General features: G+C 70.6%; 16 protein-coding genes and 1 pseudogene. 11 read left to right on the forward strand and 6 right to left on the reverse strand.

Going from position 1 to position 23,386, the window contains the following annotated elements; translation table 11 throughout:
- Nucleotides 1-207: 207 nt before the first annotated feature.
- Both ABZ924_RS20795 and ABZ924_RS20800 read right to left on the reverse strand, forming a co-directional pair.
- Nucleotides 208-891 carry an ABC transporter ATP-binding protein gene (locus tag ABZ924_RS20795; RefSeq protein WP_361911600.1) on the reverse strand — a complete coding sequence of 228 codons (684 nt, stop codon included), beginning with the start codon at nt 889-891 and terminating at the stop codon, nt 208-210.
- Entirely contained in the window at nt 888-1,982 is a 1,095-nt protein-coding gene (locus ABZ924_RS20800; RefSeq protein ID WP_361911603.1) for an ABC transporter permease, read from the reverse strand. The genes ABZ924_RS20795 and ABZ924_RS20800 overlap by 4 nt, the downstream gene beginning before the upstream one ends.
- A gap of 134 nt (nt 1,983-2,116) precedes the next feature.
- On the opposite strand from ABZ924_RS20800, the gene ABZ924_RS20805 reads away from it, so the two are divergent.
- Both ABZ924_RS20805 and ABZ924_RS20810 read left to right on the forward strand, forming a co-directional pair.
- Nucleotides 2,117-3,412: a sensor histidine kinase gene (locus ABZ924_RS20805; RefSeq protein ID WP_361911606.1), complete on the forward strand. Its 1,296-nt coding sequence runs from the start codon at nt 2,117-2,119 to the stop codon at nt 3,410-3,412.
- Complete coding sequence (locus tag ABZ924_RS20810; RefSeq protein ID WP_361911608.1) at nt 3,409-4,038, forward strand: response regulator transcription factor; 630 nt, start codon at nt 3,409-3,411, stop codon at nt 4,036-4,038. The genes ABZ924_RS20805 and ABZ924_RS20810 overlap by 4 nt, the downstream gene beginning before the upstream one ends.
- 28 nt (nt 4,039-4,066) lie before the next feature.
- Here ABZ924_RS20810 and ABZ924_RS20815 read toward each other — a convergent pair whose 3' ends face one another.
- Nucleotides 4,067-5,554: a PLP-dependent aminotransferase family protein gene (locus ABZ924_RS20815; protein WP_361911611.1), complete on the reverse strand. Its 1,488-nt coding sequence runs from the start codon at nt 5,552-5,554 to the stop codon at nt 4,067-4,069.
- A gap of 87 nt (nt 5,555-5,641) precedes the next feature.
- Here ABZ924_RS20815 and ABZ924_RS20820 point away from each other — a divergent pair, with 87 nt between their 5' ends.
- The 3 genes from ABZ924_RS20820 to aceB all read left to right on the forward strand — a co-directional run bounded on the left by ABZ924_RS20820 (nt 5,642) and on the right by aceB (nt 8,341).
- The gene (locus tag ABZ924_RS20820) at nt 5,642-5,869 is read left to right on the forward strand and encodes a hypothetical protein (protein WP_361911614.1); all 228 of its coding nucleotides are present in this window, start codon (nt 5,642-5,644) and stop codon (nt 5,867-5,869) included.
- On the forward strand, nt 5,812-6,447 hold the full coding sequence (locus ABZ924_RS20825; protein WP_361911617.1) for a nucleotidyltransferase family protein: 636 nt from the start codon (nt 5,812-5,814) through the stop codon (nt 6,445-6,447). Before ABZ924_RS20820 ends, ABZ924_RS20825 begins: the two co-directional genes overlap by 58 nt.
- A gap of 274 nt (nt 6,448-6,721) precedes the next feature.
- Nucleotides 6,722-8,341 (forward strand): malate synthase A, encoded by a 1,620-nt coding sequence (gene aceB / locus ABZ924_RS20830; RefSeq protein WP_361911619.1) that lies wholly within the window; start codon nt 6,722-6,724, stop codon nt 8,339-8,341.
- Between the two features lie 90 nt (nt 8,342-8,431).
- Here the strand turns inward: aceB and ABZ924_RS20835 are convergent, their stop codons facing one another.
- Nucleotides 8,432-8,689, reverse strand: a complete 258-nt coding sequence (locus ABZ924_RS20835) for a hypothetical protein (RefSeq protein WP_361911622.1) — start codon at nt 8,687-8,689, stop codon at nt 8,432-8,434.
- Between the two features lie 113 nt (nt 8,690-8,802).
- Here ABZ924_RS20835 and ABZ924_RS20840 point away from each other — a divergent pair, with 113 nt between their 5' ends.
- Together ABZ924_RS20840 and ABZ924_RS20845 are read left to right on the forward strand one after the other, a co-directional pair.
- Nucleotides 8,803-15,876 (forward strand): ricin-type beta-trefoil lectin domain protein, encoded by a 7,074-nt coding sequence (locus ABZ924_RS20840; protein ID WP_361911624.1) that lies wholly within the window; start codon nt 8,803-8,805, stop codon nt 15,874-15,876.
- Between the two features lie 23 nt (nt 15,877-15,899).
- Nucleotides 15,900-16,586, forward strand: coding sequence for a DUF6193 family natural product biosynthesis protein (locus ABZ924_RS20845; RefSeq protein ID WP_361911627.1), 687 nt, complete (start codon nt 15,900-15,902; stop codon nt 16,584-16,586).
- 171 nt (nt 16,587-16,757) lie between these two features.
- Here ABZ924_RS20845 and ABZ924_RS20850 read toward each other — a convergent pair.
- Nucleotides 16,758-17,052, reverse strand: a pseudogene (locus ABZ924_RS20850) (tyrosine-type recombinase/integrase); the annotation flags it as partial.
- A gap of 276 nt (nt 17,053-17,328) precedes the next feature.
- Between ABZ924_RS20850 and ABZ924_RS20855 the strand changes: the two are divergent.
- The 4 genes from ABZ924_RS20855 (at nt 17,329) to ABZ924_RS20870 (ending at nt 21,732) form a co-directional block, all read left to right on the forward strand.
- Nucleotides 17,329-17,457: a hypothetical protein gene (locus ABZ924_RS20855; protein WP_361911630.1), complete on the forward strand. Its 129-nt coding sequence runs from the start codon at nt 17,329-17,331 to the stop codon at nt 17,455-17,457.
- Between the two features lie 800 nt (nt 17,458-18,257).
- On the forward strand, nt 18,258-19,448 hold the full coding sequence (locus ABZ924_RS20860; RefSeq protein WP_361911633.1) for a GDSL-type esterase/lipase family protein: 1,191 nt from the start codon (nt 18,258-18,260) through the stop codon (nt 19,446-19,448).
- A 45-nt stretch (nt 19,449-19,493) separates the two neighbouring features.
- Nucleotides 19,494-20,123, forward strand: coding sequence for a 3'-5' exoribonuclease (locus ABZ924_RS20865; protein ID WP_361911636.1), 630 nt, complete (start codon nt 19,494-19,496; stop codon nt 20,121-20,123).
- A 28-nt stretch (nt 20,124-20,151) separates the two neighbouring features.
- On the forward strand, nt 20,152-21,732 hold the full coding sequence (locus tag ABZ924_RS20870; RefSeq protein WP_361911639.1) for an oxidoreductase: 1,581 nt from the start codon (nt 20,152-20,154) through the stop codon (nt 21,730-21,732).
- Nucleotides 21,733-21,829: 97 nt separating this feature from the next.
- On the opposite strand, the gene ABZ924_RS20875 is transcribed toward ABZ924_RS20870, so the two are convergent.
- Nucleotides 21,830-23,227, reverse strand: coding sequence for a nucleobase:cation symporter-2 family protein (locus ABZ924_RS20875; protein WP_361911641.1), 1,398 nt, complete (start codon nt 23,225-23,227; stop codon nt 21,830-21,832).
- Between the last annotated feature and the right edge of the window lie 159 nt (nt 23,228-23,386).

Consider the following 23,386-nt stretch of genomic DNA (forward strand, 5'->3'; position numbering starts at 1 on the left):
CGCAAGCCCGGCCGGATCCCCCGCCTCCTGGGCCGGGGGCCCGGCAAATCCAGCCCCGCCGGCGTTTGAGGCGCGGGGTCCGGGGCGGAGCCCCGCAAGCCCGGCCGGATCCCCCGCCTCCTGGGCCGGGGGCCCGGCAAATCCAGCCCCGCCGGCGTTTGAGGCGCGGGGTCCGGGGCGGAGCCCCGATCTTTCGGCACGAGCGGATCAGGCGGCCGGGACGGGCTCCGTCAGGCGGCCGTCCGTCATGGTCGCGGCACAGTCCATCCGCTCGAGGTGGGCCCGGTCGTGCGTGACGAGCACGGTCGCCGTACCCCGCTCCCGCGTGAGCCCGACCAGCAGGTCGAGAACGGCGGCCCCCCGCTCGTGGTCAAGGGCACTGGTGGGTTCGTCGACCAGCAGCACCGCCGGCTCGTTCATCAGGGCGCGGGCGATGTTGACCCGCTGCCGCTGCCCGCCCGAGAGCTGGTGCGGCCGCTTGTCGGCCTTGTCGGCCAGACCGACCGCGTCCAGCAGCTCCAGCGCCCGCCGGCGCAGCGCCCGCGAGGGCCTGCCCGACAGGTGCGCCATGACCTGGAGCTGCTCGGCGGCGGTCAGCGAGGCCAGCAGGTTCGGCTGCTGGAAGACGATGCCGATCTTCTCGCGGCGCAGCGCCGACTTCTCGGCGGCGCTCAGCCCCGCCGTGTCCCGGCCGGCCACGACCACCCGGCCGGAGTCCGGGGTCACCAGCGTGGCGGCGACCGCGAGCAGGCTGGACTTGCCGGAGCCGGAGGGTCCGACCACGGCCGTCAGCGTGCCCGCGGGCACCTCCAGGCGGACCCGGTCCAGGGCGGTGAGCCGGCTCTCGCCGTCCGGGTAGGTGAGCGTGACGTCGTCCACGAGCAGGGTCATCGGGCGCTCCCGAGGGCGGTCAGGGGGTCGACGGCGGTGATCCGCCGGATGGACAGGGCCGCACCAAGCGCGCCGAGCACGATCATGATGGCGGCGGGTGCGAGGACGGTGGCGGTCTCCAGGACGAACGGCACGTCGCCGCCGCTGATGAGCGCGCCGATCCCGGCGGCGAGCGCGGTGCCGGCCCCGGTGCCGATGGCCAGCATCACCACGGCCTGGCCGAGGGCGTCCCGCAGCAGGTACGGGGTGGAGGCGCCCAGGGCCTTCAGGACGGCGATGTCACCGCTGCGCTGGATCGTCCAGACGGTGAAGAAGGCCCCTATGACCAGGGCGGAGATGGCGAAGAGGAAGCCGCGCATCAGCTGGAGCGAGCCGTTCTCGGCCTGGTAGGACCCTATGGCGCCGAGTGCTTCGTCGACGGTCTGCGCACGGGTGCCGGCGGCCCGGTCCCCGGCGGCGAGGTCGGCGCCGCCGCCCGGCGCGTCGAGGGCGATGACGGTGGCCACGGTGTCGAGGGAGGTGCCGGGGTTGCCGATGCGCTGCCAGTCGGCCAGGTCCGCCCAGACGACGGGGGTGTGGCTGTAGGCGGCGGTGCCCGAGACCGCGGCGACGGTCAGGTCGAGCGGGCCGATCTTCAGCCGGGAGCCGGCGGTGAGGCCGCCGAGCTCCTTCGCGGCCTTCTCGGAGAGGACCACCCGGCCCTGCGCGGGGCCGCCGCCCGCCTTCGGGGCGAGCGGTCCGGCCGGGTCGGTGCCGAAGACCGACACGGCGGCGGTGCGCTCGCCCGCGGCGGCGTTGGTGGTCCGGATGCCGAGCGGCTGCGCCGACCGTACGCCGGGCTGAGCCCGCCAGGCCTGCCAGGCCTTCTCGGGCAGCTGGGAGTTGGTGAAGGACACCTTCTGCTCCCCGCCGGGCTCGGCGAAGGCCAGGTGGGTGGCGGGCAGGCCGGTGACGGCCGAGGTGTTCTCCCGGGCCAGGCCGGCGGTGAGCCCGGACAGCAGGCCGACCAGCAGCGTGATCAGCAGGACGACCGAGCCCATGAGCGCGAAGCGGCCCTTCGCGAACCGTAGATCTCTCCATGCGACGAACATGTCCCCCACCTTGGTCGTCCCGGTGCGCCCGGGGCATCGCGCCACGGGAGCGTTCCTGGTATCGAAGGACGCATCCCGACATCAAACTTTCGATTGACCGGGCCGGGTCGGGGCCCGCTTAGGCTGGTCGGGCCATGACCGCGTCACCCTCGCCCTCCCGCACCGCTTCGGCCGCTTCCCGCCCGCTCACACCCGTCACCCGCGTCCTGCGGCTGTGCCTGCACGCCCTGCTGCTCGCGCTGCTCGCGCTCGCCGCGGGCCGGGCCGTCAGCCGTTCCGACCCCGGGGCGGGGGCCGTCGTGGCCGTCTGCGCCGCGCTCGCCGCCGTGTACGCGGCCGGGGTGCGCTCCCCCGCCGTCGGCCGCTCGCCGGCGGCCGCCGGGGGCTGGCTCGCGGCACTCGGCGCGGTCTGGGCGGGGCTGCTCGTGCTGTCCCCCGACGGGCTGTGGCTGGCCTTCCCGCTGTACTTCCTCGAACTGCACCTGCTGCGGCTGCGCTGGGGGCTGGCGGCCGTGGCGGTGACCGCCTGCGCGGCCATCGGCTCGTTCCTCGCGCACAGCGGCACGGTGAGCCCGGGCGCCTTCCTCGGGCCGCTGCTGGGCGCCGCGGTGGCCGTCGCGACGGTGCTCGGCTATCAGGCCCTGTACCGGGAGAGCGAACGCCGCCGCGAGCTGATCGAGGAGCTCATCGCCACGCGGGCCGAGCTCGCCGCGGCCGAGCGGGCCGCCGGGACCACGGCCGAGCGGGAGCGGCTGGCCCGCGAGATCCACGACACGCTGGCCCAGGGGCTCTCCTCGATCCAGCTGCTGCTGCGGGCCGCCGAGCGGGCACTGCCCGAGGGGGACCCGGAGCTGGCCCCGGCCCTGGAGCACATCGGCCGGGCCCGGGAGGCCGCGCAGGACAACCTGGCCGAGGCGCGCCGGTTCGTACGGGCTCTGACACCGCCGGACCTGGACCGCGGCTCGCTGGCCGCCGCGCTGGAGCGGCTGTGCGCGGGGGTGCCGCAGGCCCGGTTCTCGCTGAGCGGGACGCCGCGGGAGCTGCCCACCCCGTACGAGGTGGCCTTGCTGCGGATCGCGCAGTCGGCGCTGGCCAATGTGGTGCGGCACGCGGGCGCCGGGCGCGCCGGGATCACCCTGACGTTCATGGACGCCTCGGTGACGCTGGACATCGTGGACGACGGGGCGGGCTTCGATCCGGCCCGCGCCCCCTCCGGGGACGGCGGCTTCGGGCTGCCGGCGATGCGGGCGCGGGCGGAGTCGCTGGGCGGGCTGTTCACGGTGGAGTCCGCGCCGGGGCAGGGCACGGCGGTGGCCGTCACGCTGCCCACGGACACCCGCGCGGGCACCGTGACCCGGACGGCCACGGACACGGACACGGACACGGACACGGAAACCGACACGGACACGGATGCGGAGGCTTCCCGATGACGATCCGGCTGCTGCTGGCCGACGACCACCCGGTGGTGCGGGCCGGGCTGCGCGCGGTGCTGGACACGGAGCCGGACTTCACGGTGGTCGCGGAGGCGGCGACCGCCGAGCGGGCCGTCGAGCTGGCCGCGGCCGAGCCGGTGGACGTGGTGCTGATGGACCTGCAGTTCGGCCCGGGCATGCACGGCTCGGCGGCGACGGCGGCGATCACGGCCCGGCCGGGGGCCCCGCGGGTGCTGGTGCTCACGACGTACGACACGGACGCGGACATCCTGGCGGCGGTCGAGGCGGGCGCTTCGGGCTATCTGCTGAAGGACGCTCCGCCGGAGGAGCTGGCGGCGGCGGTGCGCACGGCGGCCGCCGGCCAGTCGGCGCTGGCCCCGGCGGTGGCCCTGCGCCTGATGGACCGGATGCGCACGCCCGCGGAGGCGCTGACCAAGCGGGAGCTGGAGGTGCTCCAGCTGGTCGCGGACGGCCTGTCGAACCAGCAGATCTCCAAGCGGCTGTTCCTCAGCCAGGCCACGGTCAAGTCGCACCTGGTCCACGTGTACGCGAAGCTCGGCGTGGACTCCCGTACGGCGGCGGTGGCCGCGGCCGCCACCCGCCGCCTCATCCGCACCCCGTAACCGCCCCGGCGGACTGCCGGGGCGGCGGTCAGGCCACCCAGTGGGGGCGGTCGACCGACGGGGCCAGGGGCACGCCGTCGTGGAAGGCCGCGGCGAGGCGGCGCACGGCCTCCTCCAGGCGGTCCTCGGGCAGGGTGTACGGGATCCGGATGCGGTGCTCGAAGGTCCCGGGGTCCACGCCGAAGCGGGCTCCGCGGCCGATGTGCACCCCGTCGGCGGCGGCCCGCTCGGCCAGCGCCGAGCTCACCGGCTCGCCCAGGTCCACCCACAGGGACAGCCCGCCCGGCGGCACCCGCCAGGACCACTCCGGGGTGTGCTCCTCCAGCGCCCGCACCAGCACCTCGCGACGGCTGCGCAGTTCGGCCAGGCGGGGCTGCAGGGAGCGCTCCATGTCCTCCAGCAGGGGCAGCGCGACGAGCTGGTCCAGTACCGAGCCGGTCATGTCGGCGGCGACCCGCACCGCGGCCAGCTCGGTGATCACCTTCTCGGCGGCCCGGACCCAGCCCACGCGCAGTCCGCCCCAGTGGGTCTTGCTGAGCGAGCCGATCACCACCACGTGGTCCGCCTCGCCGCGCGGCGCGAGCGAGGGCAGCGGCGCGGGCGCCGGCACGTCGAGGGCGATGTCGGCGATGGTCTCGTCCACGACCAGCCAGGTCCCGGTGCGGCGGGTCGCCGCCAGCAGCCGAAGCCGCTGCTCGCGGGGCATCAGTGCGCCGGTCGGATTGTGGAAGTCCGGGATCACGTACGCCAGCTTCGGCACGGTCTGGCGCAGGGTGGACTCGGCGATCTCCATGTCCCAGCCGGCGTCGGAGACGGCGATCGAGCCGGTGCGCAGCCGGGCCTGGCGCAGTGCGTCGAGGGCGTTGGCGTACGTGGGGTTCTCGGTCACCACCCGGTCGCCGGGCCGGCACAGCAGGTTCACGACCAGCGCGAAGGCCTGCTGGGCGCCGGCCGTGACCAGGATCTGCCCGGGGTGGGTCGCCAGGCCGCGCCGGGTGAAGCGGTCGGCGATGGCGGTGCGCAGGTCGGGCAGGCCGAAGGGGTGGTAGCCGGGGTTGCGGGCGAAGCGGGGCAGCTGGAGCGCGGCCCAGGAGAGGGCCTCGGCGAGGTTGTCGACGGGCGCGCCCATGGCGGCGATGGCGAGGTCGAGGCCGTCCTCGCCGTCGGGGCGGTAGCCGCCGGTGCCGCCCAGGAGGTGGGCGCCGACCGGGGCGTGCCCCTCCGGCAGCTCGGTCCAGGTGCCGGAGCCGCGCCGGCTGCGGACGTAGCCGCTCTCGCGCAGCAGGTCGTAGGCCCCGGTGACGGTGGCCCGGCTGGCGCCGAGCGCCTCGGCCAGGTCCCGTTCGGCGGGCAGCCGTACGTGCAGGGCGACGCGGCCGTCGAGGAGCAGGGTGCGCAGGGCGTCGGCGAGGGAGCGGTAGCCGGGGCGCGCGAGCACCTCGGGGGGCAGGAGTGCCGCGAGCTGGCGGCTGCCGATCGTTCTGTCCGCCGTCTGGACGACTCGCCCGTTTGCCATGCCAACCTCCCCTGATTGGCTCTGCCGTCCAGGCCAATCGGTGACCAGACTCGCGGTATTGGCTCCCGATTGGCAAGGAGATCCGCCATGCAGAACCTGCTGACCGACCGCGACGAGCGTGCGCTGGCGGCCGCCGCCGAGAACCGCATCTGCGAACCGCTGCGGCTGGGTGCGGCGCCCGCCGCCGTACGGCGCGCGCTGCGCCGGATCCTGGTACGCCGGCCACCGGCGCCGGCCGAGGCGCGAGAATCGCTGTCATGTCAGCCGACTCACTCAACTCAGCGAACTCAGCGAACCCGACCAGCGTCCCCGTGATCGCGGGTCTGCTGCTGGCGGCCGGCGGCGGGCGCCGGCTCGGCGGCCGCCCCAAGGCCCTGCTCCCCTACCGCGGCCGCCCGCTGGTGGAGAACGCGGTGCGGGTGCTGCGGGAGGCGGGCTGCGGCCCGGTGCACGTGGTGCTCGGCGCCTCGGCGGCCGAGGTCCGCGAGCGGGCGGACCTGGGCGGCTGCGTGGTCGTGGACAACCCGGACTGGGCCGAGGGCATGGGCTCGTCGCTGCGCGTCGGCCTCGCCTCCCTGGCCGGTACGGGCGCCGGCGCGGCCCTGGTGTCGCTGGTGGACCAGCCGGGCATCGGGCCCGCGGCGGTGGCCCGGGTCCGGGAGGCGTACCGCTCGCCGTCCAGCCTGGTGGCGGCGGCGTACGGCGGGGAGCGCGGCCATCCGGTGCTCTTCGGGTCGGACCGGTGGGCCGACATCGCGGCGACGGCCACCGGTGACAAGGGCGCGCGGGTGCACCTGACAGCGCACGCGGCGGAGCTCACGCTGGTGGAGTGCGGGGACGTCGCGGAGGCCTACGACATCGACACCCCGCCCGACCTGGCACGACTTGCGTGAGTCCGGCTCGGGGTAGGCCTGAGCAGGGCGTGACGGTGGTGGCACTGAGGGCCACAAGGGACCGGAGTCTGTCGACTCAGAGAATCTCGATATCAACAAACCATTGAACTTCCACCATAAGGAAATTACTATCCACTGGTCAGAAGCGCCCTGAACCCCCAGACGGCGCCCGCGACCGTATCCCGGAACTCTCCACACCCGACGGCACTGCGTGCCGTCCCGCGCGAGCATTCCCCCGCGGCCGCCAGGCACCGCCGCTGAAGGAGTGACAGATATGTCCGCACCAGCGCCGTCATCGCTGGCCATCGTCGACGCCGAGCCCCTCCCCCGCCAGGACGAGGTCCTGACCGAGGCCGCCCTCGCCTTCGTGGCCGAGCTCCACCGGCGGTTCACGCCCCGCCGTGACGAGCTCCTCGCCCGCCGCGCCGAGCGCCGCGCCAAGATCGCCCGCACCTCGCACCTCGACTTCCTCCCGGACACCGCACAGGTCCGCGAGGGCGAGTGGCAGGTCGCGCCGGCCCCGGCCGCCCTGAACGACCGCCGTGTGGAGATCACCGGTCCGACGGACCGCAAGATGACCATCAACGCCCTGAACTCGGGCGCCAGGGTCTGGCTCGCCGACTTCGAGGACGCCTCGGCGCCCACCTGGGAGAACGTGGTCCTCGGCCAGCTCAACCTGATCGACGCCTACGAGCGCCGCATCGACTTCACCGACGCGCGCACGGGCAAGTCGTACGCCCTCAAGCCCGCCGAGCAGCTGGCGACCGTCGTGATGCGGCCGCGCGGCTGGCACCTGGAGGAGCGGCACGTCCGGGTCGACGGCCGGTCGGTGCCGGGTGCGCTGGTGGACTTCGGCCTGTACTTCTTCCACAACGCGCAGCGCCTGATCGACCTGGGGAAGGGCCCGTACTTCTACCTGCCGAAGACGGAGTCGCACCTCGAGGCGCGCCTGTGGAACGAGATCTTCGTCTTCGCCCAGGACTACGTCGGCATCCCGCAGGGCACCGTCCGCGCCACCGTCCTCATCGAGACCATCACGGCCGCGTACGAGATGGAGGAGATCCTCTACGAACTGCGCGACCACGCCGCGGGCCTGAACGCCGGCCGCTGGGACTACCTGTTCTCGATCGTGAAGAACTTCCGCGACGGCGGCGAGAAGTTCGTCCTGCCGGACCGCAACGCGGTCACCATGACCGCCCCGTTCATGCGGGCGTACACCGAGCTCCTGGTCCGCACCTGCCACAAGCGCGGCGCGCACGCCATCGGCGGCATGGCGGCCTTCATCCCGTCCCGCAAGGACGCCGAGGCCAACCGCGTTGCGTTCGAGAAGGTCAAGGCCGACAAGGACCGCGAGGCGAACGACGGCTTCGACGGCTCCTGGGTCGCCCACCCCGACCTGGTCCCGATCGCGATGGCCTCCTTCGACGCGGTGCTCGGCGAGAAGCCGAACCAGAAGGACCGCCTGCGCGAGGACGTCTCGGTGGCCCCGGGCGAGCTCATCGCCATCGACTCCCTGGACGCCAAGCCCACGTACGAGGGCCTGCGCAACGCCGTCCAGGTCGGCATCCGCTACATCGAGGCCTGGCTGCGGGGCCTGGGCGCCGTGGGCATCTTCGGCCTGATGGAGGACGCGGCCACCGCCGAGATCTCCCGCTCGCAGATCTGGCAGTGGATCAACGCCGGCGTCGTCTTCGAGAACGGCGAGACGGCCACCGCCGAGCTGACCCGCACCATCGCCGCCGAGGAACTGGCCGCCATCCGCGCCGAGCTCGGCGACGAGGCCTACGCGGCCGGCAAGTGGCAGCAGGCCCACGACCTGTTCCTGCAGGTCTCCCTGGACGCCGACTACGCGGACTTCCTCACCCTCCCCGCGTACGAGCGCCTCGTCGGCTGATCGCACAGCAGCCGAACGCACCGACTCCGCCCCCGGCCCCCGCGGTCCGGGGGCGGAGCCGTGTGAGGGCGAGCCGGTCGAGGAGTGAGGTCAGGCGAGTTCGAGGAGTCCGCCGAGGGTCAGGACGAGGCCCCCGAAGGCCATTGCTGTGGCCAGGAAGCGGTAGACCCCGGCGGACACGACGAGCGGGGCTGGTCCGAGATCGCCTCGGGCGTGCATGGCCCTTTGGCTGTTGTCGGCCGCCCGGCGTGCGAGCGCCTGCGCGCTGCCGCGGATGTTCAGTGCGACGCTGCCTCCGGCGACGATGCAGATCGGGCCGGCTGTCAGCAGTACTGCGGCGAGGCTCATGAAGGACTCCTTGGTGTGGTGGAGCCGGCAAGCGGTCCATTTGGAAGTCGGGTTGGCGTTGGGGGGGACGGTTCGGCCGGGCCGCGCCGGCCGAACCGTCGTTTGGTCAGCCGATGGTGAGGAAGGTGTTCCAGCCGTCTTCGTCCCGGCCGCTCGCGCCGCCGATCGCCGTTCGCGAGCCGAGGAAGAGGAACTGGCTCGCGTCGGTGCCGGTGGCCCAACTGGATTACGCAAAGTTCAAGGACCTCTTCGGCAACGAGTGGGCCACTCGGCTGAAGATCAAGCAGTACCCGGAGTGCTTCCTCGACACGCCGAGCCTTGCCGAGTGCTCCGTCGGTACGGACATCCCCAGCACCAACGACCCGGTGACCAAGACGGTCCGAGCGACCGTCGACCCGGCCTCCATGCCCGTTCAGGGCCTGCGCACGATGGCCCTGAGCAGTGGCAGCACCGGTGGCGGAGCGACCGTGCTCGCCGCCACCGACGGGGGCGCCGGCGCAGGCGGCACCTACAAGGCCACCCCCCTCTCCCCGTCCGGAACCTGGAGCGCGGGCGGCAGCAGCGGCGGGTTCTCGTGGACCTACCCGCTCACCGTGCCGGCGCCTCCTGCCGGGCCGTCACCGAAGATCGCTTTCTCGTACTCCTCTCAGGCGGTGGACGGCAAGACGTCCGTCGCCAACGGCCAGGCGTCCTGGATCGGTGACGGCTGGGACTACAACCCCGGCTTCATCGAGCGGCGCTACCGCTCCTGCGCCGACGACCGCAGCACAGCGCAGGGCGCTCCCAACAACGACAACGCCACGGACAAGAAGAAGTCGGACCTCTGCTGGGCCGGCGACAACGTGGTGATGTCCTTCGGCGGATCGACCACCGAACTGGTGCACGACGGCAAGACGGGGCAGTGGATTCCCGCCTCCGACGACGGCTCCAAGATCGAACTGAAGGCCGACGCGAACAAGCCGAACGGCACGAAGGACGGCGACTACTGGATCCTGACGACCCGTGACGGCACGCGGTACCACTTCGGTCTGCACAACGTCGGCACCCATGCCCTCGGCGACTCCGCCACGACAGCCGTCACCAACTCCGTGTTCACCGTGCCGGTCTTCGGCAACCACCCCGGAGAGCCCTGCCACCAGGCGAGCTTCGCCGACTCCTCCTGCAACCAGGCCTGGCGCTGGAACCTCGACTACGTCGAGGACATCCACGGCAACGCCATGATCATCGACTGGGCCGGCGAAGAGAACCGCTACGCCAAGAACCAGAAGTTCAAGGACAAGTCCGGCACCTACATCCGCGGCGGCTACCCCGTCCAGATCTCGTACGGCCTGCGCGCGGACAACCTGGCGGCAGCCCCGGCCGCCCGGGTCGACTTCAAGGTCGACGAGCGCTGCCTGGAGGGCAAGTGCGACGACACGGCCTTCCAGTCCAAGAACTACGGCGACAAGCAGGCGTGGTGGGACACCCCCGCCACGTTGTTCTGCAAGAAGGACGCGGAGAGCTGCTACATCGGCTCCCCCACCTTCTGGTCCCGTAAGCGCCTCACCGCCGTCACCACGCTCGCACAGCGCACCGAGGGCTCCACGGCCCTGACCAAGGTCGACCAGTGGTCGCTGGCCCAGACGTTCCCCAAGCAGCGCACCGACTCACATCCCCCGCTCTGGCTGGACTCCATCACCCGAACGGGGTTCGGAGCCAAGTCCGGCCAGACGGGCGTGAGCCTCCCGCCGGTGACGTTCATCGCCAACGCCGTCGACATGCCCAACCGCGTCGCCGCCGGCGTCGACGAGAAGACGCCGGAGTTCGACCGGCTGCGTGTGCAGACCATCCGCACCGAGACCGGCGGTGAGATCTCGGTCGACTACTCCGCCCCTTGCAAGGTGGGCGACCCCCACCCGGCACCGGAGAAGAACAACACGCTCTGCTTCCCCGTCCACTGGTCCCCGGACAGCGAACTGGAGAAGCCGCCACTTGCCTGGTTCAACAAGTACCTGGTCAACAAGGTCACCGAACGGGACCGCGTCGCCCGCCAGTCCGATGCAGTTACCACCTATAACTACGAGGGCGACCCTGCCTGGGCCAAGGAAGACGACGAGTTCACCAAGCCCGAGCTGCGCACCTACAGCCAGTGGCGCGGCTACGCCAGCGTGACGACGACGAAGGGCACTGCGGCCGAAGCGTCCGGCCCCGAGGCGGCCGAGCAGTCCCAGAGCCGTACCCGCTACTTCCGCGGCATGTCCAAGGACGCCGGCCGCGAAGAGATCAAGGTCAAGGACTCCACCGGCACCGAAGACCTCGGCGAGGACCTGCCCCAGTACCAGGGCCGCGCCTTCGAAACCGTCACCTACCAGAAGGCCGGCGGCAGCATCGCCTCCCGCTCCCTGACCTGGCCCTGGAGCCAGGAAACCGCTTCTCGCGACCGCACCGGTACGACCGCCCTCAAGGCCTACCGCTCCGGCAGCGCACGCAGCGACGCGCTCCAGACCACCAGCAAAGGCACCCGGACGGTGCGTACGCTCTACTTCCACGAGCCGCAGCAGGGCGAGCCCGACTACGGCCTGATCAACAAGGTCCAGACCGAGGCCATCGAACCAGGCACTGGCGGCAGCGGCCCGAAGACCGTCAGCCAGACCTGCGCGACCACGACCTACGTTCACAACCCCGCCAACAACCTGATCGGCCTGCCGCAGCAGATCCGCACCACGGCCGGGGACTGCGCGCAGGCGGGCACCGGCGCGCTGATCTCCACCTCCCGTACCTCCTACGACGCCCTCGACGCTTTCGGAACCGCCCCCACCAAGGGGCTCGTCCGACAGGTCGACACCAATGACGAGGCCGGCACCGGCTGGATCACCACCGCACGCACCGAGTACGACGTGCTCGGCCGCTCGGTCAAGGTCCTCGACGCCGCCGGCAACGCCGTTGCGACGACCTACACCCCGGCCACCGGCCCGGTCTACTCCGTGACCAGCACCAACGCGCTCGGCCACATGAACACGACCAAGTTCGACCCCGGACGCGGCACGCCGCTCGAGGACACGGACGCCAACGGGCGCAAGACCACGACCGAGTACGACGAGCTGGGGCGCTCCACGGCGGTGTGGACCCCGTCCCAAAAGCCGGGCATCGACAAGGCCGCCTTCACCTTCGGCTACCAGATCGACGCGGACAAGCTGCCGATCGTCTCCAGCGGAACGCTGCAGGACGACGGCACGTACACCAAGACCGTCGCGATCTACGACGGACTGCTGCGCCCCCGTCAGACCCAGGGCGAGGCTCCCGGCGGCGGACGCCTGATCACCGACACCTTCTACAACTCACAAGGCGCAGTCCGGCGGACCGACAACGCCTACCACGCCGACGGCGACCCGGAGATGAAGATCTTCGTGCCGGAGTCGGTGACCGCCGTTCCCAACTCCGCCCAGGCGGCCTACGACGGCCTCGGCCGGCCGGTCCGCACCACCACGCTCCACAAGGGCGTCAAGCAGTACTCCTCCACGGTCCAGTACACGGGTGACACGACCCTCGCCCGGTCGGCCATGGACGCAGACGGCCTGAGCCCCCTGGCGGGAAGCCAGGCCACGAGGACCTCGACGGACGCCCTGGGCCGCACCTCCGCGGTCGAGTACGCGACGTCGACCGACCTCGGCAGCACCACGTGGAACAGGACGGAGTACACCTACGACCACCGCAACAAGCTGACCGCGGTCAAGGACGCCGCCGGCAACCAGTGGACGTACGCCTACGACGCCCGCGGCCGCATGACGTCCTCGACGGACCCGGACACCGGCCAGTCGACCTTCGGCTTCGACAAGCTCGACCAGCAGATCTGGGCCAAGGACTCCAGCGGCCGCACCGAGTACACCGTCTACGACGCACTCGGCCGCGCCACCCAGCTCCGCGACGACTCCCCGACCGGGCCCCTCGTCGCGTCCTGGACCTTCGACACCCTTCCGGGCGGCAAGGGCAAGCCGGTCGCGTCCATCCGCCACGAAGGCACCAACCAGTACAAGACCGAGGTCACCGGCTACGACAGCGAATACCGGCCCACCGGCTCGCGGATCACGATCCCGGACACCCCCGCCACGAAGGGCCTCGCCGGCAGCTACGCCTACACCACCACCTACACGCCGACGGGCAAGGTCCAGTCCACGACCCTGCCCGCCACCCCCGGTGGCCTGGCCGCCGAGAAACTGATCACCCGCTACAACCGCGACGGCATGCCCCAGAGCATGTCCGGACTGAACTGGTACACCGCCGAAACCGTCTACAGCCCCTTCGGCCAGGTCCTGCGCACTGCTTCCGGCAGCGCGCCGAACCGCGTGTGGACCACCAACAGGTTCGACCCGAGCACCGGCATGCTCACCCAGTCCACCAGCGACCGGGAGAAGCCCGGCTCCAGCCGTATCAGCGACGTCTCCTACACGTACGACACCGCGGGCAACATCACGGCCGTCTCCGACACGCGCGGTGACGGCACCACCGACCGCGAGTGCTACGCGTACAACCCGATGGGGCAGCTCGCGCACGCCTGGACCGGCAAGACGTGTGCCGGACCCACGCTCACCGATGTCACGGCCGGGCCGGACGGCGACGGGTTCTGGCAGGAGTACGGCTTCGACTCCATCGGCAACCGCACCCGGCTCGTCGAACACGACCTTGCAGACAAGGCTCTGGACGACGAGACCGCCTACCGCTACGAGGGCACCCAGCCCCACGCACTGACCAAGGTCGAGAAGACCACCCGCAAGCCGGGCTCCACGATCAACTCCATATCCACCTACACCTACGACGCGTCCGGCAACACCACCACCCGCCGCATCGGCGGCGACACCCAGACCCTGAACTGGGACCGGCGCAACAAGCTGACATCGGCATCAAGCCCCGGCATCGGCGCAGTCTCCGTTACCGGCCTGTCCGGCAAATGCCTCGACGCCGAGGACGGAAACCCCTCGGCCGACACGCCGGTCCAGCTGATGTCCTGCAAGGAGACCAAGGCCCAGCAGTGGCGCTTCACCGGCGACACCGTCCAGGCCCTGGGCAAGTGCCTGACCGCCAGGAACGGCAAGGCCGTCCTCGCCCCCTGCAACGGCTCCAACGACCAGAAGTTCACCTACCGAGCCGGCGACAAGTCCCTTTACAGCAACGCCGCCACGGCATGCCTCGACGTCACCGGAGGCAACGCCGCTGACGGCACAGACCTGATCTTCTACAACTGCGCAAGCGGCGCCACTAACCAGCAGTGGAGCTTCGCCGACAACACAGCCAGCTACCTCTACGACGCCGACGGAAACCGGCTGATCGAGGAAACCGGCAGCTCCCGCACCCTCTACCTCGGCGAAGCCGAGATCACCGTCAACCTGGCCGGCCAGGCCGTCGACGCCGCCCGCTACTACAGCAGCCCCGGCGCCCCGACCACCGTCCGCCGCACCGGCGGCAAGACCACGGGCCACACCCTGTCGGTCCTGCTCGCCGACCATCACAACACCGCCACCACCTCGGTGGACATGGCCGGCGACCAGCAGGTCACCCGCCGCAAGTCCGACCCGTACGGCAACCCACGCGGCGCCCAGCCCGGCAACTGGCCCGGCAGCCGCACCTTCCTCGGCACGGGCGTCGACGACACCAGCACGGGCCTGACCCACATCGGAGCCCGCGAGTACGAGTCCACCACCGGCCGCTTCATCAGCGTCGACCCGGTCATCGACATCACCGACCCGATGCAGATGAACGGCTACACGTACGCCAGCGGCAACCCGGTCACGAGGTCGGACCCAACGGGCCTCAAGGACGACAACTGCGCCTACCACCCGAACTGCACCGCCAACGGCGGCACGCTCGACGAGTCGGACCACGAGGTACTCAAGCAGCTCGGCGCCCCGCCGCCGCCGAAGGGAACCAGCAGCTCAAACAAGCCCAAGAGCTGCGGCTTCTTCTCGAAGTGCAACTGGAACAAGACGGTCAACAACGCCAAGAAGTTCTGGAACGAGAACAAGGTGATGATCGTCTCGGTCACGACCGAGATCGTCGTCGGAACGGCGTGCGTCGCTGCTGCCGGCGCGGCAGGCGTGGCAACAGGAGGCGTCGGCTTCGCCGTGGCCGCCGGCTGCGGAGCCATCGCAGGAGCCGCAGGCGCAGCCGTCGCCAACGCAATGAACCCGAACGCCGACCACAGCACCTTGGGCGTCCTTAAGGACATGGGAAGCGGTGCCCTCTGGGGCGCAGCGGGAGGCGCAGCAGGCGCAGCAGCAGCTCCAGTCATCGCGGCAATAGGCAAGGCTGTCGGCAAGGGAGCGGGCCAGTTCCTCTCCAAGCTCGCATCCAAGGGCGGCTGCCCCGCACCCAACAGCTTTGCGCCAGGAACCATGGTTCTGATGGCGGACGGCACCACCAAGCCGATCGAGAAGCTCGAACCCGGTGACAGGGTGCTCGCCACCGACCCCGAAACCGGAGAAACGGTCGCCAAGGACGTCACGGCCACCATCCTCGGTGAAGGCGAGAAGAACCTCGTCGAGGTGACGGTCACAGACAACGAGACCGGCACGGCCTCCGACGTCATAACCGCGACGGACAAACACCCGTTCTGGGTGGTGGACCTTGCTGAGTGGGTCGACGCCACTGACCTCCAGCCTGGCCAGTGGCTCCGCACAAGTACCGGAACCCACGTCCAGGTGGCAGCGGTCAAGCGTTACACGGCCCGGCAGGCAAAGGTCCACAACCTCACCGTCGCCGACCTCCACACGTACTATGTGCTCGCAGGCGCTACCCCGCTCCTCGTCCACAACTGCAACGTGGCGCTGGGGCAGAAGGCCGAAGGCACCTATTCATGGGCGGACAGCAAGGGTTACAAGCACTTTGGCAGCTATGCCCCTGACGCATGGCAGGGCCCAGTGGAGAACGCGATCCGGGACTCATCGGTGACACTTCACGTAAATCTCCGCGGCCTAGGCAACTTCACCGAATCAGCGAAGGCCGGGCTCCAGCCGGGCGCGTACGCCACTGATATGGAGATGGGCTGGATCGCCAGAGCCGTCGCTAATGGCGAACGGTCATGGTCCTCCATTAACTTCTATCGACCGAACGCGAAGGGAGCTCTTGAGAGATTCGATGTCGCGGAACCAGATTGGGCAAGCTTCGGTAGGCTCCGGCCCTTCATATCGGATGCAGGGAAGCTCTGTGGCTGCTAGCAAATCGAACCGAAGAGGGTTTTATGAGCATGGATGCGTTTGACCCTGACCTTTACCCAGACCTCTTCGCTGCGGGCGGCCTTATCTCGGCGATGGAGCTAGCGTCAGGGAAGAAGAATCTCGACCTGGGGCGGCTCTACAGTCACTACGCATCGGGACCTGGCCTGCTAGCCACGGCTGAACTAGATTCGGGTCGCGGAAAGGCTTCTATTCAGCTCGGTAGCCAGAGCAGGACCTTCTACGTAGCAATCCAGGGACAGGGATTCACATGGGCCGAAGGCGCCACTGATGATCTGAACGATCTAATTGAGGCATTGGCTGCCTGGCGGGATGGCATTTCGGTGGATGACTTCGCTGGAAGGTTCCCATTCATGATGCCGGGGCGGCTGGCGAGAGCCCACGAATCGGGAGACTCGGTACCCGCTCAGTGGAATTGGTTGCGGACCGCTCAGGAGTTCTCCGAGGAGCGCCCGCTAGTGGAAGCAGCTTACACAGATGGCCGGTTCGACTATTTCTTCCCAACTCTCAGCCATGGAACGCTACGGCTTAGATCGGTGCGCCGACAGCAAGGGGTCCAGGAAGTGAGCATTACTCCACTTTCTGGAGGTTCCTACCGTGTGGAGAAGCCTCGATTGCTCGACCCGACGGTCGTACATTCTTTGAGGGAGGCCCTTACTGTGGCTTCTGAAGCTCTCGCGAGCGACGAATGACGCGTTCGCTTCAGTAAATAAGGAGCCCCGCCGACCTTGGTCCGGCGGGGCTCCTGCGTTCGTGACGGCAGTAGTTGACAGCAACGTCAGCGCACGAGGGTGGGGCAGGGCGGTTGGTGTCGTCGTTGCTGTTGACCGTCTTGGTGATCTCGGGGTGCTGAGGACGGTGCTGAGGGTGTCGATGGCGTTGCGCCGGAGCGGAGTCGGACGTGGGCGTAGACGGTGGCAGTGACGCCGATGTGGGCGTGGCCGAGGAGTTCCTTGATGACGACGAAGTCGACGCCTTGTTCGAGGAGCAGGGTGGCGGCGGAGGGGCGCAGGTCGTGGAAGCGGATGCGTCGGAGGCCACCTTGGTCGAGGAAGCTGCGGAAGCGGCGGGTGAGGTTGGCCGGATCGAGAGGCCGGCCGCAGGGGTGGTGAAGACGAGGCCGCTGTCCTGCCAAGCTGACCCTGCTGTCTCTCGCTCCGTGTCCTGTGCTGTTTGTGCTTCTTTAGGGAGAGTCTGGGAGAGACTGCCCGCGCGCGAGGTCCTGGCGGAGCACTACGCGGTGCCGCTGAACATGGTCACCAACGCCATCGCCCTCCTGGCCGGTAACTTCCTCCTGCGCTACCCCAGCGAACAGCCGGGCGACGAGGTTGACGTGCAAGACTCGGAGGACCACGGCTTCGCCACCGAGCTCATCCACGGCCGCCTGGTCCGCAAGAGCAGGGACGGGTCACTGGCCAGGGGGCCAGGGTCACCATGGACGACGTCGTCGACACGATCGGCGGCGACCCGGAATCCGCAGACCAGGCCCTGACCTTTCTCGCCCTGGAGGGCAGGATGAAGAAGGCCTCCAGCGGAACGGGCCGATGGCGTATGTCGTCGTAGGGGGCGAGTTCGGCACAGAGGTGCCAGTCGCAGTGCAGCCGGTGGACGAGTCGGAGGAACCCTCGACTGCCCCGCAGAAGTAGTTCCCGGCAGCGGGCCGTAGTGAGGATCTGGCTTACAAGCTGGAACGTGCCCTGGAGCGGATCGAGGAGCTGGAGGAGCGCGTCGAACGCCACGAAGGCCACGAAGGCCAACTGAGGCAGACGCGTGAACGGCAGCGTGGAAGCCGAGAGAGGCGTCGCAGGCTACTCGCGAGGACGGGACGTTTCATAAGCCCGTGTGTACGCAAGTACGCGGGCACGGTTGGGTTGGCCAGGCCGACGAGCCACAGGTTGACCGAACCAACGCCTCTTCCGCCCCGACCTGATCGACGGCTGCCTCACCGCAGACCTGACCGTCGCAGTGCGGAGCCAACCTTGAAACCTCGTAGTTCCCCTGGGCGCTCACCACACCTGAGGCAATGTGCGCTGTCGCGCGTCCCTGCCGCCAGTGCCGAAGCGCCCCCTGAACGGGAGGCTTCGGCACTGGCCTGCAAGGGCCCTACTCGGCAGCGTCCGCCAAAATCCTCAGGAGGAAGCGGGAGTCCGGAAAACCGGAAGGGCGGGCGGGGCGGGAAGCGGAACTTCCGGGGGCCGAACGACCGGTCGGTCGTTACGTCATCGTAATCTGCGGCTACCTAGCGGTAACAACGTGCGCCATGTCACCTTTCCGGTGCCACCGGCCGGCGGTATCCCCCACTTCCCCAGCCATGCCCCGGAGTTCGCTCCGGCTCCGGCATGGCCTACCGCAGGAGTTCCGCTGTGATCGGATTCCGCAACACCGGCAAGGACAGGACCCGCGGCCGCGTGCGACGGCTCGCCGGGGCCGGCATGGCACTGCCGCTCGCCCTCACCGCTCTGGTCGGCGGCGCGGCCGGCACCGCGGCGGCGAGCCCCGGGACCGGGCCCACCGCGGTGGTGTCCATGGGCGACAGCTACATCTCCGGCGAGGCCGGGCGCTGGAAGGGCAACAGCCTCACCAACTCCGGGAGCCGCAGCGGCACCGACCGCGCCTGGACCACCGGCTCCACCTACGACCCGTCGAAGGTGTACGGCGCCACCGCCGGCGGCTGCCACCGCTCCGACTCGGCCGAGGCCGTGAGCGCCGGAGCCATCGCCGACGTGGCCGTGAACCTGGCCTGCTCCGGCGCGACCACCGAGAACGTCTTCCGCGCGAGCAACGGCGGCGCCCCCTTCAAGGGTGAGGCCCCGCAGGCCGACCAGCTCGCCGCGGTCGCCGCGAGCCACGACGTCAAGGTCATCGCCCTGTCCATCGGCGGCAACGACCTCGGCTTCGCCGACATCATCAAGGAGTGCGCGTACGACTTCGTCCTCTGGAACTCGTACTGCTACGACGACCAGCAGTACGGCGTCGACCAGAAGATCGACGGCGTGATGGCGAACGTCGGCAAGTCCGTGGACGAGGTCCGGGCGGTCATGCGCGCCGCCGGGTACGGGGACTCCGCGTACCGGATCGTGCTGCAGTCCTACCCCTCGCCCATCCCGCGCGGGGCGGAGAACCGCTACACGCAGAGCGACTGGAGCCGGCTCAACACCGGCGGCTGCCCCTTCTGGAACCGCGACTCCGACTGGGCCCGGGACTCGCTCGTCCCGCAGATCGCCAACCGCCTGAAGGCCGTCGCCGCCGCGAAGGGCGTGCAGTTCCTGGACCTGCGCGACATGCTCCAGGGGCGCGAGGTGTGCGCCAAGGCGAGCAAGCAGGTGAGCTCGACCGCGCCGGCCTCGGCGAAGACGAGCGAGTGGGCGCGCTGGATCGACAACAACGAGACCCAGGGGCTCGTCCAGGAGTCCATGCACCCCAACTACTTCGGCCAGCTCGCGGTCGGCCGCTGCCTGGCCCTGACCGTGGCCCAGCCGGCCACGTCCAACGTCGGCTGCAAGAACACCGCGGGCGGTGACCAGACCGGGATGTACCTGACGCCGGCCTCCTGAAAATCCGGATGATCGGCCGCGGTGCGGGCTGGCATGCTCAGGCGCATGGCAGCCCGCACCGCACGTCCCTCCCTCTACATCTCCGTCGACATCGAGGCCGACGGCCCGATCCCCGGCCCCTACTCCATGATCAGCTTCGGCGCCGCCGTCGCCGGTCGTCAGACCGATGCCTCGTATACGGCCGCCGATCCGCAGGCGCGGACCTTCTACCGCGAACTGCGCCCGATCAGCGACCAGTACGTCCCCGAGGCGCTCGCCGTCAGCGGGCTCGACCGGGACCGGCTCCTGCGGGAGGGCACCGACCCCGCCGAGGCGATGGCCGCCTTCCGCAGCTGGGTGCGCGAGGTGGCCGAGGAGGCGGGGGCGCAGCCGGTGATGTGCGGCTACCCGGCCTCCTTCGACTGGACGTTCCTGTACTGGTACCTGATGCGGTTCGGCGGCGACAGCCCGTTCGGACACTCGGGCTGCCTCGACATGAAGACCCTGTACGCGGCGAAGGCGCGGGTCCCGTTGCGCGCGGCCGTCAAGGGCCGGATGCCGGCCGCACTGCGCTCCACCCGCCGCCACACCCACCACGCCCTCGACGACGCCGTGGAGCAGGCGGAGCTGATGAGCAACCTCATGCTTTGGGAGGGCCCCGAGGGCGGCAAGGACCTGCGTTCCTCCCCCAACTGACCGGATTCCTGCGACACTTCGGCGGCGAGTGCACTCGGCCGCGGAAGGGGGCGCGCAGGTGGCGGGGTGGGGCGAGGATCCTCCGGAGGACCTGACGACGGCGGAGCTGGGGCTCTGGCAGTCGTTCCGGAACGGCAGTGCCTATGACCTGCGGGCCGGGGATCCGGCCGCGGACGACCCCGGCACGGACGGCCGCCCCTGGGGCGAGGAGCGCGCCCTGCGCGCACGGGTGATCGCGCGCCTGCTGCTGAACGGGCCGCCCGCGCTCCCCGGCCGGGCCCCGGCGCTCAAGGTCAGGGGCGCCTTCGTCACCGGTCGGCTGGACCTGTCCAACTCGCAGGTGACCATGCCCCTGGAGCTGCGCGACTGCCGCTTGGAACAGCCGGTCGAACTCGTCGACTGCACGGCCGGCAGCATCATCCTCGACGGCTCCCACATCCCGCGCGTCAACGCGGCCCGGCTGGCCGTCCAGGGGGACCTGAGCCTGCGCGGCTGCACCGTGCCCTCGGGCATCGCCCTGCCGCAGGCCCGGATCGGCATGGACCTGGTCCTGGCCGGCCTGAGGCTGGGGCACAGCCGGCCCGGGCAGGCCCTCGACGGCGACGGGCTCAACGTCGGCCAGGACCTGGAGGCCGACGGGCTCCACGCCACCGGTGAGCTCACCCTGCGCGCGGCACGCGTCGGCGGCACCGTCAGCCTGCGCGGATGCATGCTGCACCATCCGGCCGGGACGGCGCTCAACGCCGCCCGGCTGGTGGTCGAGGAGAGCCTCGTCCTCGCGCCCTACGCCTACGCGATCGACCCGGAAGGAGGACCCCGGATGCGCCGGGCCTCGGTCCGGGGGAACTTCCGCCTGGACGGGGCCTCGTTCGGCACCTCCCTCGTCCTCGACCGGCTCCGGGTCGACCTCGCGCCCGACCAGGAGCTGTCGCTGCGCAACGTGCAGACGCCCGAACTGCGCTTCATGCCCGCCCGCCCGGAGGGAGGCCGCGTGGACCTGGGCAATGCCGTGGTGGGACGGCTGGTGGACACCTCACACAGCTGGCCGGGGCCGGGAGGGCTGCGCATGCGGAACTTCACGTACGAGGACCTCGCCCCCGCCGGCCCCTTCCCGCTGGCGCAGCGCCTGCAGTGGCTGGCGGACGCCACCCCCGAGTACGCGCCCGAGCCGTACGAACGCCTGGCGGCCGTCCTGCGCACCGCGGGCGAGGACGCCGACGCGAACGAGGTGCTCCTGGCCCAGGCCCGCCGGCGGCGGGATACCCTTCCCCCGGCGCTCAGGATGTGGGACTACTTCCAGGACCTCGCCCTCGGCTACGGGTACCGGCCCGGGCGGGGCATGGTGTGGCTGATGGTGCTGTGGGCCTGCGGGTCCGTGTGGTTCGGCACGCACCGTCCGCCGCCGCTCAACGCGGAGGAGGCGCCCACCTGGAGCGCCCCCATCTACACGCTCGACCTCCTGCTGCCCTTCCTCGACCTCGGGCAGGAGACCGCCTGGCGGACCTCCGGCGCCTCGCAGTGGATCGCCCTGCTGCTCGTGGTCCTCGGCTGGATGCTCGCGACCATCGTCACCGCGGGGGCGGCCGCGCTGATCTTCCGCCGCAATTAGAAGGACCGGCGGCCGACGCGCCGGTGCGGCGGTGGGTACGCCACGCCCGCAGTGGGTGGCGTACGCACCGCCGCACCGGCCGGTGGGCGTACGGGGTTCAGTGCGCGGGCACCGGTTCCGCGAGCCCGTCGGCGGCGGCGCCGCGCCGGGCGCCGAGGTGGTTGAAGGCCAGGTTGAGCACGATGGCGGTCACGCAGCCGGTGCTGATGCCGGAGTCCAGGACGACCAGGAGGTCCTTGGGGAAGGCGTGGTAGAAGTCCGGCGCGGCGATCGGGATCAGGCCGATACCGACCGAGGCGGCGACGATCAGGGCGTTCTCGCCGCGCTCCATGGACGCGCCGGCCAGGGTCTGGATGCCGCTGGCGGCGACCGAGCCGAACAGGACGATGCCGGCGCCGCCGAGGACCGGCAGCGGGACCACGCCGATGACGGAGGCGGCCACCGGGCACAGCCCGAGCAGGATCAGGATGCCCCCGCCGGCGGCGACGACGAACCGGCTGCGCACCTTGGTCATGGCGACCAGGCCGATGTTCTGCGCGAAGGCGCTGCACATGAACCCGTTGAACACCGGGCTGAGCGCGCTGCCGAGGGCGTCGGCGCGCAGGCCGCCCTCGATCGTCCGGGCGTCGGCCGGCCGGTCGACGATCCGGCCGAGGGCCAGGATGTCGGCGGTGGACTCGGTCATGCAGACCAGCATGACGATGCACATCGAGACGACGGCGGCGACCTGGAACTGGGGCGCGCCGAAGTGGAAGGGGGTCGGGAATCCCACCAGGGATGCGTTCTTGACGGTGTCGAAGTTCGCCATGCCGAGCGGGATGGCGAGCAGCGTGCCCGCGGCCAGGCCGAGGAGGATCGCGATCTGCTGGAGGAAGCCGCGCAGGAGCTTGCGCAGCAGCAGGACGATCACCAGGGTGGCGGCGGCCACGCCGATGTTCTTCATCGAGCCGTAGTCGGCGGCGGTCCGGTTGCCGCCCTGGGACCAGTTGAAGGCCACCGGGAGCAGCGAGACGCCGATGAGGGTGATGACCGTACCGGTGACCACGGGCGGGAAGAAGCGGACGAGCCTGCCGAAGTAGGGGGCGGCGACGAAGCCGAGCGCGCCGGCGACGATGATCGCGCCGAAGACGACCGGTATCGCGTCGTGGCCCTGGCCCTTGCCGATGGCGATCATCGGGGTCACACCGGCGAAGGAGACGCCGTTGACGAAGGGGAGCCTGGCGCCGATGCGCCAGAAGCCGAGGGTCTGCAGGAGGGTGGCGAGGCCGGCCGTGAACAGGGACGCGCCCATCAGGAACGCGGTGTCGGTGGCGGAGAGTCCGAGGGCGGGGCCGACGATCATGGGCGGGGCGACGACGCCCGCGTACATGGCGGCCACGTGCTGGAGGCCGCTCGTGAACATTTTCAGCGGGGGCAGGGTCCCGTCCACGGGATGGACGTCCACGTCCCCTGTCGGTGCGGCTGCTTCTTTGCGAAACCTGGGCGCCTGGGCCACGGCTTCCTCCGGTCGGGTAACACGTCGGCAGGGACGTGGGTGTCAGGGAGGTGGTGCGAAGAACAGGTGCGGTGCGGCGCGGTGTGATGCGGTGCGATGCAGTGCGATGCGGCGCCGTGTGATGCGGTGCCGTGTGATGCGGTGCGCTGAGGGGATATG

The sequence above is a fragment of the Streptomyces sp. NPDC046876 genome (assembly GCF_040645035.1).
Taxonomy (GTDB): Bacteria; Actinomycetota; Actinomycetes; order Streptomycetales; family Streptomycetaceae; genus Streptomyces.